Annotated in this window: 12 protein-coding genes; 9 read left to right on the forward strand and 3 right to left on the reverse strand. The window is 63.3% G+C overall.

Annotation, left to right across the window (positions count from 1 at the left end):
* Positions 1 to 35: 35 nt before the first annotated feature.
* The 9 genes from MC381_RS13735 (at position 36) to MC381_RS13775 (ending at position 10,547) form a co-directional block, all read left to right on the forward strand.
* The gene (locus MC381_RS13735; protein ID WP_251978312.1) at positions 36 to 1,430 is read left to right on the forward strand and encodes a glutamine synthetase family protein; all 1,395 of its coding nucleotides are present in this window, start codon (positions 36 to 38) and stop codon (positions 1,428 to 1,430) included.
* A gap of 108 nt (positions 1,431 to 1,538) precedes the next feature.
* Positions 1,539 to 2,660: an ABC transporter ATP-binding protein gene (locus MC381_RS13740; protein WP_251978313.1), complete on the forward strand. Its 1,122-nt coding sequence runs from the start codon at positions 1,539 to 1,541 to the stop codon at positions 2,658 to 2,660.
* A gap of 22 nt (positions 2,661 to 2,682) precedes the next feature.
* Complete coding sequence (locus tag MC381_RS13745) at positions 2,683 to 3,606, forward strand: ABC transporter permease (protein ID WP_251978314.1); 924 nt, start codon at positions 2,683 to 2,685, stop codon at positions 3,604 to 3,606.
* Positions 3,603 to 4,412: an ABC transporter permease gene (locus tag MC381_RS13750; protein WP_251978315.1), complete on the forward strand. Its 810-nt coding sequence runs from the start codon at positions 3,603 to 3,605 to the stop codon at positions 4,410 to 4,412. Before MC381_RS13745 ends, MC381_RS13750 begins: the two co-directional genes overlap by 4 nt.
* 20 nt (positions 4,413 to 4,432) lie before the next feature.
* Complete coding sequence (locus MC381_RS13755) at positions 4,433 to 5,506, forward strand: ABC transporter substrate-binding protein (protein WP_251978316.1); 1,074 nt, start codon at positions 4,433 to 4,435, stop codon at positions 5,504 to 5,506.
* An 85-nt stretch (positions 5,507 to 5,591) separates the two neighbouring features.
* Positions 5,592 to 6,956, forward strand: coding sequence for a glutamine synthetase family protein (locus MC381_RS13760; protein ID WP_251978317.1), 1,365 nt, complete (start codon positions 5,592 to 5,594; stop codon positions 6,954 to 6,956).
* 130 nt (positions 6,957 to 7,086) lie between these two features.
* The gene (locus MC381_RS13765) at positions 7,087 to 8,145 is read left to right on the forward strand and encodes a polyamine ABC transporter substrate-binding protein (protein ID WP_251978318.1); all 1,059 of its coding nucleotides are present in this window, start codon (positions 7,087 to 7,089) and stop codon (positions 8,143 to 8,145) included.
* A 344-nt stretch (positions 8,146 to 8,489) separates the two neighbouring features.
* Complete coding sequence (locus MC381_RS13770; protein ID WP_251978319.1) at positions 8,490 to 9,026, forward strand: glycine zipper 2TM domain-containing protein; 537 nt, start codon at positions 8,490 to 8,492, stop codon at positions 9,024 to 9,026.
* 240 nt (positions 9,027 to 9,266) lie between these two features.
* Positions 9,267 to 10,547 carry an NAD(P)/FAD-dependent oxidoreductase gene (locus tag MC381_RS13775; RefSeq protein WP_251978489.1) on the forward strand — a complete coding sequence of 427 codons (1,281 nt, stop codon included), beginning with the start codon at positions 9,267 to 9,269 and terminating at the stop codon, positions 10,545 to 10,547.
* 27 nt (positions 10,548 to 10,574) lie between these two features.
* On the opposite strand, the gene MC381_RS13780 is transcribed toward MC381_RS13775, so the two are convergent.
* The 3 genes from MC381_RS13780 to MC381_RS13790 form a co-directional block, all read right to left on the reverse strand.
* Entirely contained in the window at positions 10,575 to 11,855 is a 1,281-nt protein-coding gene (locus MC381_RS13780) for an NAD(P)/FAD-dependent oxidoreductase (protein WP_251978320.1), read from the reverse strand.
* A gap of 144 nt (positions 11,856 to 11,999) precedes the next feature.
* The gene (locus MC381_RS13785; RefSeq protein ID WP_251978321.1) at positions 12,000 to 12,746 is read right to left on the reverse strand and encodes a HesA/MoeB/ThiF family protein; all 747 of its coding nucleotides are present in this window, start codon (positions 12,744 to 12,746) and stop codon (positions 12,000 to 12,002) included.
* 33 nt (positions 12,747 to 12,779) lie between these two features.
* Positions 12,780 to 13,280: an Lrp/AsnC ligand binding domain-containing protein gene (locus MC381_RS13790; protein ID WP_251978322.1), complete on the reverse strand. Its 501-nt coding sequence runs from the start codon at positions 13,278 to 13,280 to the stop codon at positions 12,780 to 12,782.
* Between the last annotated feature and the right edge of the window lie 46 nt (positions 13,281 to 13,326).

Below are 13,326 nucleotides of genomic sequence, written 5' to 3' on the forward strand. Positions count from 1 at the left end.
AACCGAAGCATCCTACGACAATAACGATCCCCGCCATGAGCGACCCCGACGAAGGCACCGACGAGCTTCGGGAAGCCCGTGTTTTTCTGCAGGAACACCCTCGAATTCAGAGCGTCGACTTTCTGATCAGCGACCTCAATGGCGTGCTGCGCGGCAAGCGTGTCCCCCGCGAGAACGTACTCAACGTGTTGACCTCGGGCATGCGCCTGCCAGCATCCGTCTTCGCCCTGGATATCTGCGGCAATACCATCGAGGAGACGGGCCTGGGACTTTCCTCGGGCGATGGTGATCGTCGCTGCCGCCCTGTCGCCGGCACCCTGGTCGCCGCCCCCTGGGCGCGGCGCGACAACCAGGCCCAGATGCTGATGACCATGGAAGAAGCCGACGGGGCGCCCTTCGCCTGCGATCCGCGTCATCTGCTGTCGCGTCTCGTCGAACGTTTCCATGCACTGGCATTGACACCGGTGATTGCCGTCGAGCTCGAGTTCTATCTGATCGACCGCGAACGCGACGGTGTCGGCGCTCCCCAGCCACCGCGCTCGCCGGCAACCGGCGAGCGTGCCAGCCAAAGCCAGCTCTACTCGATGACCGAGCTGGACGAATACGCCGACTTCCTGGAAGACATTACCGCGGCGGCGCGCCGGCAAAGACTGCCCATAGACACCGCGCTGAAGGAGTGCGCGCCCGGACAGTTCGAGGTCAACCTGCTGCACCACGCTGATGTCCTGCGCGCCTGCGACGAAGCGGTCATGCTCAAGCGCCTGATCAAGGGCGTCGCGCTCCGCCACGGGTTCGAAGCCACCTTCATGGCCAAGCCTTACAGTCAGGAAGCCGGCAACGGCACGCATGTGCACATCAGCTTGCTGGATAGCGCCGGTCGAAATGTCTTTGCCTCCGGCGATGACGATCCGCTCGGCAGCGTCGTCCTGAAACAGGCCATTGCCGGGCTGGTCGAACTGATGCCGGCATCGATGGCAATTTTCGCGCCCAACCTCAACTCCTATCGGCGCTTTCAACCCCACCTCTACGTACCCATGGCACCGACATGGGGGTTCGACAACCGCTCTGTCGCGCTGCGGATTCCATCGGGCAGCGCCCAGGCTCGTCGGATCGAGCATCGAGTTGCCGGTGCCGATGCCAACCCTTATCTCCTGGTGGCAGCCATGCTCACCGGTATCGACTATGGCCTGCAGCATCGGCTGACACCGCCGCCACCGATCTGCGGCAATGCCTACGAGCAGGTCGTCGAGCCCAGCTTGCCGATCAGCTGGCCTCAGGCCCTGGAGGCATGGCACGAGAGCGCGGCCTTCGCCGAGCGCTTTGGCGCGATCTTTCACGGCGTCTACCATGCGAATCGACGGGCCGAATACGAACTCTCCCGGCAAGCCATCAGTGCGCTGGAGTATCGCTGGTATTTGCGCAATGTCTGAGCGACCGAAGCCGCCCCCTGGCTGCCGAACGCGACCGAACCATCGGCAGACCGCTCTCACGGCTCGACACCTCGGAACGCCTCCAACGGCAACAGGAACCCGTGACTGATGAACGAGTCTTCCTCCGCGATCGTCTCCCCGGAATCAACAACCGCTATTGGGGGACAGGCACGCGATGCGTCGGCGATCACGCTGACGAACCTGCACAAACGCTTCGGCCACGACGCTATCGCGCTCGAGGGCGTCGATCTCGATATCCACGCCGGCGAGTTCTTCACCCTGCTGGGCCCCTCCGGCTGCGGCAAGACTACGCTACTACGCATCCTGGCGGGGCTTGAAGCGCCTGACCAAGGCAGCCTGACGATTGGCGGTCACCCCGTGACCGACACGCCGCCTCACCTGCGCAGCGTCAATACGGTATTTCAGTCCTACGCGCTGTTTCCGCATTTGTCGGTACGCGACAACCTCGCCTTTGGTCTGCGCATGAAAGGCATGGCCGCCGCGGCGCGACGCCAACGCGTCGACGATATCGCCGAGTTCATCAAACTGGGGGCCCTGCTCGAGCGCCGCATCGATCAGCTCTCCGGCGGCCAGCGCCAGCGCGTGGCCCTGGCACGAGCCCTGGTCTGTGAGCCCGACGTGCTGCTGCTTGACGAGCCGCTCTCGGCGCTGGATGCGGGACTGCGCTCACAGCTTCAGGTCGAACTGCAGCGCACCCAGAAACGGCTCGGCATGACCTTTGTCTTCGTCACGCACGACCAGGAAGAGGCAATGGTCATGTCGGATCGCATCGCCGTGCTCGATGGTGGCGTGATCCAGCAGGTTGGCCCGCCGGCCGACGTCTATGAGCGGCCGGTGAATGCGTTCGTGGCGCGCTTCATGGGGCACGTCAATCTGTTCGAGATCTACGCCGCCGATGGCAACCAGGCCCACACCGCACTCGGCTGGCTGACGCTGCCCCGCTCGCTCGCCCCCGAGGAGCGCAAGGGAGTATTGCTGATTCGCCAGGAGGTGATCGAACTGGACGCCGATGCCACGGAGAATGCCAACGCCCTGACAGCGACGGTCCGCGAGCGTCTCTATCGTGGCAGCCGCATCGAGTATCGTCTCGATGTCGGCGGTGTCACTCTGATGGCGACCGCCAGCAATCTTGGTCAGCGTCTGCACTCGGTCGGCGACCAGGTCAAGGTCAGCATCTTTGCGGACGATATCGTCAGGCTCGATGCCTGACACCGATGCCCAGGGAGCCCACATGGCAGAATCGCCCTTTCCGCTGGCGGCGCATAGCCGCTCGATCTCACCGGATACGCGCCACCTTTTATGGAGTATCGCGCCCGGTGCGATCTGGATCGTGATATTCCTGGTGCTGCCAAGTCTCTACCTGATCGGCGTCGCCTTCATGACCAACGGCGCCTACGGTCAGCCGCAGATGCCGTTGACACTGGACGCTTTTCGCCAGCTCGCGGGCTTCGGCTTCCTGGGCTGGAGCCCGGGCAATCTCTACACGCTGCTGCGCTCGCTGTGGCAGACGGTCGTCGCCACAGGACTCGTCATCCTGATCGCCTATCCGCTGGCGTATTACATTTCGACCTGCCGCGAGAAATGGCGCGCGATCATGCTGTTGGCCGTAGTGGTGCCATCCTGGACCAATCAGGTCATTCGCGCCTTCGGCTGGATGAACCTGCTGTCGCCGGGTACCCCGATGGCGGAAACGGCCCAGTTTCTCGGCCTGATCCCGCCCAATATGGGCCTTTACCCCTCTAACTTCGCGGTCACGCTCGGGCTGATCTACAATTTTCTCCCGTTCATGGTGCTGCCGCTGTATGCCGCCTTCGAAAAACTGGACCTGAGCCTCGTCGAGGCCGCTCGCGATCTGTATGCCTCTCCCGTCAGCGCCTTCCGCCACGCGGTCTTTCCGCAGACGCTGGCGGGGCTGCTGGCCGGAACCGTGCTGGTGTCGATCCCGGCCTTCGGCATGTACGTGGTTCCCGAACTCCTCGGCGGCGGACGCGCGATGATGCTTGGCAACCTGGTCGCCAACCAGTTCGCCGGCGGTTCCAACTGGCCGCTGGGCGCCGCCGGCGCATTGATCATGCTGCTGGCCACGCTGGGCGGACTCTATGCGATGCGCAAGGTGGGCAAGCGCCTGGGCGGCGGCGAGGAGGTGGTGATATGAGAACCTCTCGCTTCCGCCGTGGTCTGGCGCTGTTCTGGTGGCTGATCGTGGCCTTTCTGTATTTGCCGCTGGCAGTCATCGTCTTCTACTCATTCAACGCCGCCAACAGTGCCGCCTACTTCGCCGGCTTCTCGCTGCGCTGGTACCAACGCTTGGCGCACAACGACCAGCTTCTGGGGGCACTCTCCAACTCGTTGATCCTGGGCATCGCCTCCTCCCTGATAGCGCTGATCGTCGGCACCCTCATCGGCTATGGCCTCTATCGCCACCGCGCACGCCGCCTCGGCTGGCTCATCGTGCTGATCTACCTGCCGATCGTGATGCCGGATATTGTCTTCGGCATCTCGGAAATGACCTTCTTCGTCACGCTAGAGCGCCACTTCGGCGTCCTCGGGCCCAGCCTCCTGACGATGATCATCGCCCATGTCACGTTCCAGCTCCCCTTTGTCGCGCTGATCGTCTACTCGCGATTCGTCGGCCTGGACCCGACGCTGTTCGAAGCGGCCAAGGACCTGTATGCCTCCCCCTGGCAGCGGGCCCGTCACTTCCTCTTGCCCACGTTGAAACCCTCTCTGATCGCGGCGTTCTTCCTCTCGTTCACCCTATCGGTGGACGACTTCGTGATCAGTTTCTTCACCGCCGGCCCGGAAAATGCCACGTTACCTATCTACATCTGGGGCGCGATTCGCCGCGGCGTCTCGCCGGAGATCAACGCCATCGCCACCCTGATGATCGCGACGGTCATGCTGGCCGCCATCCTCAGTCTGCTGTTCAATCGTCGTGATCGCCCCGGTCGCGATTCATGACCTTCAGGAGAGTTGCCTCGATGCCCACAACAACCATCACGAAGTCGCTATTCGTCGCGCTCGCCGGCGGTCTGCTGGCTGGCCCGGTCAGTGCCCAGGAGGAGAATAAGCTATATCTCTTCAACTGGACGGAATACATGGATCCCGCGGTCATCCAGGCTTTCGAGGATCAGTACGACGTCGAAGTCGTCGAGAGTTACTACAACTCGTTGCCGGAAATGACCGCCAAACTCAACGCTGGCGGCGTGTCGCAATATGACATCATCGTGCCTTCCAACTACTACGTGCCACGGCTGATCCAGAGCGGTCTCGTCCAGCCGCTGGATAAATCGAAACTGTCGAATCTCGACAATGTCATGACGGAATTCGCCGACCCGGCCTACGATCCCGGCGCGCAATATTCGGTGCCTTATCAGTGGGGAACGAGCGGTATTGTCTACGACACCGACACCTTTCCCGACGCCCCGAAAAGCTGGTCACTGCTGTTCGACTCGGACGTCAATCCGGACCAGCCTTTTGCACTGATGGGCGATGGCCAGGTCACCATGGGCGCCGCTTGCGCCTATCTCGGCAACGGCTACGACTGTGACGATCCAGAGGCGTGGCAAGCGGCCGCCCGACTACTGCTGGATACGAAGCATCGTGCGACCTTCAGCGGCTTCACCGACGGTACCCCCGTACTGCAGCAGATTCAGCGCGGCGTAGTGCGAGCCGGCGTCTCCTACAACGGCGACTACCTGCAGCAGAAGCAGGAAAACCCGGAAGCCTTCGAACATATCGCGTTCATGATCCCGGACGAAGGCACGGAGATGTGGGTCGATACCATGATGATTCCAGCCGAAGCGCCACATCCGACGCTGGCGCACCAGTTCATCGACTTTGTGCTGGATGCAGAGATAGGCGCTCAGCTCTCGAACTACATCTACTACGCCAGCCCCAACCGGGCAGCACAGCCGATGCTGGATACCGTACTGACCGAGCCGCCGGTATTGCCGACCGATTCGGACCGGGCGCGACTCGCCTTTACCCCGAGCCTCGACGGCCAGAACCTGCAGCACTTCCAGCAGCTCTGGAGCGAAGTGCAGTCACGCTAACCTCGATAACGCGCGGTATCCGAAAGACCGCGCCGCGCTTTGCCTCGAGGCGGGCGTCATCGACCCGGCTTCAAAGGAAGGTGTCATGAGCGATACGCAGCGTCACGTGCTCGAGGAGTGGTTCGACCGGCACGGCATCACCGAAGTGGAGTGCCTGGTCTCGGACCTGACCGGCATCCTCAAGGGCAAGATCATGCCTGCGGGCAAGTACCTGCGCGGCGGCCGTACCCGCTTGCCGGATTCCATCTTCATCCAGACCGTCACCGGCGGCTATCCGGACGATGACGACATCCGCTTCTGGAATCCGGCGGAGCTGGACATGCAACTGGTACCGGATCCCAATTCGGCCTATCTGGTTCCCTGGGCCGACGATCCCACGGCACAGATCATCCACGACTGCCTCTACATGAACGGCGAACCGGTGGAGCTCTCGCCGCGTCACGTGCTCAAGCATGTTCTATCGCTCTACGAGGCGCGGGGCTGGCAGCCGATCATGGCGCCGGAGCTGGAGTTCTACCTGGTCAAGACCAACACTGACCCGGACTATCCGCTGGAGCCACCCATCGGTCGTTCCGGCCGACAAGAGAGTAGCCGCCAGTCGTTTTCGATCGATGCGGTCAACGAATTCGATCCGCTGTTCGAGCAGATGTACGACTACTGCGAGGCCCAGCAGCTCGATATCGACACCTTGACCCACGAAGAAGGTGCCGGCCAGATGGAGGTGAACTTCCGTCACGGCGATCCACTGCGCCTCGCCGACCAGGTCGTCATCTTCAAGCGCACCCTGCGCGAGACAGCACTGCGCCATCAGATGTACGCCACCTTCATGGCCAAGCCGATGGCCAACGAACCCGGCAGCTCGATGCACCTGCACCAGAGCCTGATCGACCGCACCCAGGGCCATAACCTCTTCGCCGGCGAGGATGGACAACCCGCCGCCCTCTTCCATCACTATATTGGCGGGCTCCAGCAATACCTGCCGGCAGCGATGCCGTTCTTCGCCCCCAACGTGAACTCCTACCGTCGACTACTACCGGGCAGCAGCAACAGCTCGGTACCGATCAACACCGAGTGGGGATACGATAACCGTACGGTGGGCCTGCGCGTGCCGGTCGGCTCCCCGTCGGGTACCCGCGTGGAAAACCGTCTCGCCGGAGCTGACGCCAACCCCTATCTGGTCATGGCGGCATCACTCGCCTGCGGCTATCTCGGCATGCTGGCACAGCTCGAACCGCGAGCCCCACTCACCGGCTCGGCCTGGGCCGCTGGACATACCCTGCCGGATGACATGGGCCCCGCGCTCAACGCGCTGGGCGACTGCGCGCCCCTCGCCGACTTGCTCGGCGAGCGTTTTACCCGCAGCTATCTCGCGGTCAAGCGCGCCGAGCACTCTGCCTACTTTCGCGTCATCAGCTCCTGGGAGCGAGAGCATCTGCTGCTGCGCGTCTAAGGCAGCGCTCAAGCCGGCAGCATCGACCTGATCGCCCGACCGATGCCACCCCGGATTCGCTTACCTGTCCATACCACCATCCGTCCGGTCAGCCACCATCGGCGAACCGGCCAGCCAGGGAGATCTCCGCATGGTTCGCCTCACTCCGACGCTGCTGCTGCCGCTGACGCTATTGGCCACCAGCGCCCTTGCCCAGGAAAGCGACAAGCTCTACCTGTTCAACTGGACCGAGTACGCCGACCCCGAGGTGATTGCGGCGTTCGAGCGCGAGACTGGCGCCGAGGTCGTGCAGAGCTATTTCACGTCCAACGCCGAAATGTTTGCCAAGCTGGTCGCCGGTGGCGATGCACAATTCGACGTCGTGGTACCGACCGACTATTACGTGCCGAGACTGGTTGACGCCGGGCTGATCCAGCCACTGGTGGATGGCATTGAAGGTCGCAACCATCTGATGCCGGCGTTCCGTCAGCCCGACTACGATCCACTGGACCGTTTCAGTGTGCCGTATCTGTGGGGCGTCACCGGCATCGTCTACGATAGCGCCGTCTTCCCCGATCCCGCTCCCTCCTGGTCGCTACTGTTCGACCCCGAGGTCAACCCCGACCAACCCTTCGCGCTGCTCGGCGGCGATCCGCAGGTACTGTTCGGTATGGCTTGCGCCTACCAGGGCAACGGCTTCGACTGTACCGACCAGAGCGCCTGGATCGACGCCGCGAAACTCGTCAGCCAGACGCTCGATCGACCCAACTTCACCGGCTTTGCCGACAGCACGGCGGCTATCGACCAGGTCGCGCGCGGCGTCACTCGTGCCGCCGTTACCTACAGCGGCGATCTCGACTATCGCAAGGCCGATGCGCCACAGACCTACGCTTCGCTGAAGTTCTTCATCCCCGAAGAGGGCTCGCAACTAGGGGTCGATACGCTGGTCATTCCCCGCCGCGCGCGCCATCCGGAACTGGCCCGCGAATTCATCAGCTTCATGCTGCGACCCGAAAATGCCGCTCGCAGCGCCAGTTACGCCTATTACCGCACCCCGAATGCCGGTGCGCTGCCGTTGCTGGACGAACCGCTTCGCACGGCCTCCCAGCTTAACGACGAGCAGCGCCTGCACCTCTCTGCCACGCCGGAACTGGCCGGCGATCAGCTGCAGCTGTTGCAGCAGTTGGCCACCGAGGCACGCAGCCGCTGATCATCGCCTGACCGCGACGTCAGTAACGGCGTTGCCGGTCAGCGACATCGCCACCGCGCATTGTGAAAACAGCGTTCAATAACCCACCTCCTTGGCACGTCCGCAGCCTGGCTGCACTAAACTGCAAAGCGTGATCCACTCGGGCCGTTCGCGCCCCAACGCGGCCGTCACCGCGAGGTCGATCACCTTGGAATGGGCGCTCAGGCGCCACCGCGACAGGGAAGTCGCCGCTATCAACAAGCCGCGCAGTGAGCGGCCAGGCCTTTCGCCAGGCCGTGAGGTTTTAAGGATTCGCCCTGGAGAACGAGCACCGTTCCAGCGGGCGAATCGGGAGGAGGAGCATCATGAATAAAGCGATCATCATCGGCAGCACGATTGCGGTGCTTGGCATCGGCGTCGGTGCCTACCAGGCCGGCAGCGATGAACCCGATTACGCCGACATCATCAGCGTCGAGCCGATCGTGGAGACCACCGAAACGCCGCGACAGGTGTGCGAGGATGTCACCGTAACGCATCAACGCCCGGTTCAGGACGAACACAAGATCGCCGGCACCGCGATCGGTGCGATCGTCGGCGGCGTGGTGGGCAACCAATTCGGTGGCGGTAGCGGCAAGAAGATCATGACCGCTGCCGGGGCCGTCGGCGGCGGCATCGCGGGCAATCAGGTGCAGGGCCGCATGCAGCAGGGCGATACCTATACCACGACCGAACAGCGGTGCAATACGGTGACCGACAGCCAGGACAACACCGTCGGCTACGCCGTACGCTACCGCTACGAGGGCGAAGTCCACGACGCACGGCTGGACGACGAGCCCGAGGGAGATCGCGTGCTCATGCGCGACGGTCAACCGCAGTGGCAGGCCACTTCGCCGACGCCCTGAACGCAAGGCGCTACGGACTAGGCGTTACCCCATCTGCCAACGCGGCGATAGGCCACCGTCGCAGCGTTGGCATCCCCTCACGCGTCATGGCGACGGCCTCGTTGATCGAGCATTGTGACTTCCGCCCCCCGCGCTTTAGCGCTATCGTCGGCCGATGCCCACCGCTCGAGAGCCACCGTGGACCAGCGACCAATCGCCACCGACAACGCCATACCTTCCCGCGATGATCGAAACCCCGTCATGCGCGTCGACCATCCGCGCTCCTACTATGCAGCCTCCGCCAACGCAGCGCCGGTACGCCCGCCGCTTACCGGCGGGAAGCGGGCCGATGTCTGCGTCATCGGGGGTGGCTTCACCGGGCTCTCTTCCGCACTACATCTGGCCGAGCGGGGTTTCGATGTCACCTTGCTGGAAGCCTCTCGGATCGGCTTTGGCGCCTCGGGCCGCAACGGCGGGCAGATCGTCAACAGCTACAGCCGTGACATGGATGTCATCGAGGCGAAATACGGCGGGACCACGGCCAGGGCGCTGGGGAGCATGGCGTTCGAGGGCGCGCAGATTATCCGTGAGCGCGTTGCCACCTATGACATCGCCTGTGACCTGAAGGCGGGCAACCTCTTCGCGGCCTGCACCGACAAGCAGATGCGTGGTCTGGTGGCGCACAAGGCACTCTGGGAACGGTACGGCCACTCGGCGCTGTCGTTGCTCGACAGCCGGACGTATCGTGACGAAATCGGCTCGCCGCGCTATGTGGGCGCCCTGCTCGATCAGGCCGGCGGGCACCTGCATCCCCTCAATCTGGCTCTCGGCGAGGCCGCCGCTTTCGAGGCACTGGGTGGCACCATTCACGAAGCCTCGCCGGTCGTGGAGCTTGTTCATGGCGCGCCGGCCCGCGTTCGTACCGCTCAGGGTGAAATCCGCGCCGACCACGTCATCGTGGCGGGCAACGCCTACCTGAGTGGCCTGCTACCGGCGCTTGAGGGGCGCTCCATGCCCTGCGGGACACAGATGATCGCGACGACGCCACTGGAAGCCTCGGTCGCCCATCAACTGCTTCCCCACGACCGCTGTGTCGAAGACAGCAACTACCTGCTTGATTACTATCGACTCTCCGCGGGCCGACGCCTGCTATATGGCGGCGGCGTCACCTACGGCGGAGGAGACCCGGCCAGCATCGAAGCGAGCATTCGTCCGAATCTCGAACGGACCTTTCCCCAACTGCGAGGCATCAAGTTCGATTATGCCTGGAGCGGCAACTTTCTCCTCACGCTCAACCGGCTGCCGCAGTTCGGCCGCATCAATGGCAACGTGCTCTACGCTCAGGGCTATTCCGGGCATGGCTTGACCTGTACGCACCTGGCCGGACGCCTGATGGCGGAAGTGCTATGTGGCGAGCATGACCGCTTTGACGCCTTCGCTGGCATCCCTCATACCCCTTTCCCGGGCGGACGCCTGTTCCGCGTTCCTCTGACGACGCTGGGCGCCTGGTTCTACCGTCTCCGTGACCGCCTAGGCGGCTAGCCCAGTCGATCGCAGCAATAGCTCGCGCTATAACCGGTCGCGCAGCCGATAGAACGTTGTCGCTAGCGCCAGCAACGGTACCCGCAGGCGCTCGCCACCCGGAAAACGGCGATGGTCGATAGCCGCGAAATCATCGAACCGCTCGGCCTGACCGCCAATCGCGTCGGCCAGCAGTTGCCCGGCAAGCCCTGCCAGGGTCATGCCATGCCCGGAATAGCCCTGGGCATAGAAAATATTGCTGTCGACCCGGCCGAAGTCCGGCGCGCGGTTGCGAGTGATGCCGACATCCCCCCCCCAACGGTAGTCGATACCGACATTCTGAAGCGCCGGGAACAGGGAGCGCATCTTGTCACGCATGCGCGAGTCCAGACCCCGTGGCGGCTGCCCGGTATAGCTGACTTCACCGCCGTACAGCAGGCGTCGATCGGCAGAGAGTCGGTAGTAATCGAGCACGAAATTGGCATCGGAGACCGCAGCGTTGCTGGGCAGTATCGCGCGCGCGGTAGCCGCTTCTAGCGGCTCGGTGGCGATGATGTAGTTGGCGACCTTCATCAGACGCCCCGCCAGCGCCGGGACTAGGCCATCCAGATAAGCATTGCAGGCGATCACCGCGAATGCGCAGCGCACCGAGCCTGCCGCAGTCACCACCCTTGGTTGGCGGCCGGACTCGACCCGCAGCGCCGGCGTGCCTGTATGCACCACGGCGCCTGCCCGTTGTGCCGCTTGCGCCAGTCCCAGGGTGTAATTGAGCGGATGCAGATGACCGCCCTCGGCGTCGTAAAGTCCGCCGAGGTAGCCCTCGGCGCGGACATGGGCCTGAAGCCGTTCGCGATCCAGCCAATGCTCACCGTGGTAACCGTAGCGCTCGGCCATGCGCTCGGCATGCCGGCGCATGGCGCTGACATGACGCCGCTTGACCGCCACATGGACATAGCCCCAGACAAGATCGCAGGGAATCTCGTGTCGCCGCACCAAGGACTCGGTCAAACGCACCGATTCGCAGCTCATCTCCCACAGCCGACGTGCCGCTTCTTGCCCCACGGCCCTCTCGATCGTCGACATGTCGGTACCGAAGCCGGGCAGGATCTGCCCGCCGCTGCGCCCGGAAGCCCCGTGGCCGATCTCGCCCGCCTCGAGCAGCACCACGCGATAGCCCCGCTCCGCCAGATGCAGCGCCGCCGAACAGCCGGTCACGCCGCCGCCGACGATACACACATCGGCCGTCACATCACTATCGAGTGTCGACGAGGGTGCGAGCGTGACACGCCGACTGGCCTGATAGTAGGAGTCAGGAATGAATCGCTGCATGACGTTCGCTATCCCGTGTCATCTCACTGAAAGCCCTGTGAAAAAGTGCCAAGGCCATCGTAGCGGGACAACGAGACGCGTGGTAGCACCCGCAGCGGCAACAACACCATTACATGCGGATTAGACCACTGATCCGCGAAACGCTTAGCGCATCGAGCACACTGGGCATTGCGGGTCGCGTGGCAGCGCGAAACGGCGCCACTCGCCAGCAAGTGCATCGAACGTGGCGAGCCCCGAGTGCGGCCGACCCGCGCCAGTAATGAGTTTGAGCGCTTCCAGTGCCTGGAAACTACCGATGATGCCGACCAGTGGTGACACCACACCGCTCTCGGCACAACTCAAGGCATCGTCGTCGCCGGCTTCGCCGTAGAGACAGGCGTAGCAGGGCGATGCCTCCGTTCGCGGATCGAAGACCGCCAACTGCCCGGAAAAACGGATGGCCGCACCGCTTACCAGTGGTGTTCGCGAGGCGACACAGGCACGGTTGATGGCGAAACGACTGGAAAAACGATCGGTACAGTCCAGCACGATGTCGGCATTCTCGACGGCTTCACGCAGGTCGTCGCCGGTCAGGCGACGAGCCAGTGCCTGCACGCTAGTCTCCGGGTTAAGCGCCTGCGCCGCCGCGGCGGCCGATTCGGCCTTCGAATTGCCGATGCCCGCCGTGACGTGCGCGATCTGGCGCTGCAAGTTGGATAGCTCGATGACATCGTCATCGGCGATCGCCAATCGCCCGACACCGGCACCCGCCAGATAGAGCGCCGCCGGCGACCCCAGCCCCCCGGCACCGATGATCAATACGTGTGACCGCAGCAGGCGCTCCTGACCGACGATGTCGATCTCTTCCAGCATGATATGGCGGCTATAGCGCAGCAACGCGTCGTCGTTCATTGTCCTTCCCGTCGTGATCAGGCACGCCTGCCATCATTTGGGTTCCGCTGGCTCGAGTTCGGGAATCGGCAACGCCAGCTCTTCCTTGACCTCCTCCATGACGACATAGCTCTTGGACTCCTTGACCCCCGGTAAGGTCAGCACCACATCGCCAAGCAGCTGACGGTAGGCAGACATTTCAGGGATCCGGCATTTGAGTATGTAGTCGAACTGGCCGGAGACCAGGTGGCACTCCTGGATCTGCGGGAGTGTCGCCACCGCCTTGCGAAATTCGTCGAACACGGCCGGCGACTGGGTATTCAGGCTGATCTCGACGAAAACCAGCAGGTTGGCCCGTAGCGCACCGGGGTCCAGCACCGCCTTGTAGCCGCGGATCACACCCGCTCTTTCCAGTCGCTTGACGCGCTCGAGACAAGGCGTGGTCGAAAGGCCGACCTGCGATGCCAGATCCACGTAGGAGATGCGGGCATTGTCCTGGAGACAGCGCAGAATGTTGAGGTCGATTCGATCCAGAGATCGCGATTTGGCTTTCATTGCTGTAATTGTTCCAAGCCGTTGATTGATCGGTTTTTCATGACTT

This window comes from Salinicola avicenniae, assembly GCF_023736115.1.
Lineage (GTDB): Bacteria > Pseudomonadota > Gammaproteobacteria > Pseudomonadales > Halomonadaceae > Salinicola > Salinicola avicenniae.

What these genes read in the sequence shown, in the direction of transcription:
- MC381_RS13735 (WP_251978312.1), top strand. Translation starts at nt 36, where the DNA reads ATGAGCGACCCCGACGAAGGCACCGACGAGCTTCGGGAAGCCCGTGTT.
- MC381_RS13740 (WP_251978313.1), top strand. Translation starts at nt 1,539, where the DNA reads ATGAACGAGTCTTCCTCCGCGATCGTCTCCCCGGAATCAACAACCGCT.
- MC381_RS13745 (WP_251978314.1), top strand. Translation starts at nt 2,683, where the DNA reads ATGGCAGAATCGCCCTTTCCGCTGGCGGCGCATAGCCGCTCGATCTCA.
- MC381_RS13750 (WP_251978315.1), top strand. Translation starts at nt 3,603, where the DNA reads ATGAGAACCTCTCGCTTCCGCCGTGGTCTGGCGCTGTTCTGGTGGCTG.
- MC381_RS13755 (WP_251978316.1), top strand. Translation starts at nt 4,433, where the DNA reads ATGCCCACAACAACCATCACGAAGTCGCTATTCGTCGCGCTCGCCGGC.
- MC381_RS13760 (WP_251978317.1), top strand. Translation starts at nt 5,592, where the DNA reads ATGAGCGATACGCAGCGTCACGTGCTCGAGGAGTGGTTCGACCGGCAC.
- MC381_RS13765 (WP_251978318.1), top strand. Translation starts at nt 7,087, where the DNA reads ATGGTTCGCCTCACTCCGACGCTGCTGCTGCCGCTGACGCTATTGGCC.
- MC381_RS13770 (WP_251978319.1), top strand. Translation starts at nt 8,490, where the DNA reads ATGAATAAAGCGATCATCATCGGCAGCACGATTGCGGTGCTTGGCATC.
- MC381_RS13775 (WP_251978489.1), top strand. Translation starts at nt 9,267, where the DNA reads ATGCGCGTCGACCATCCGCGCTCCTACTATGCAGCCTCCGCCAACGCA.
- MC381_RS13780 (WP_251978320.1), bottom strand. Translation starts at nt 11,855, where the DNA reads ATGCAGCGATTCATTCCTGACTCCTACTATCAGGCCAGTCGGCGTGTC.
- MC381_RS13785 (WP_251978321.1), bottom strand. Translation starts at nt 12,746, where the DNA reads ATGAACGACGACGCGTTGCTGCGCTATAGCCGCCATATCATGCTGGAA.
- MC381_RS13790 (WP_251978322.1), bottom strand. Translation starts at nt 13,280, where the DNA reads ATGAAAGCCAAATCGCGATCTCTGGATCGAATCGACCTCAACATTCTG.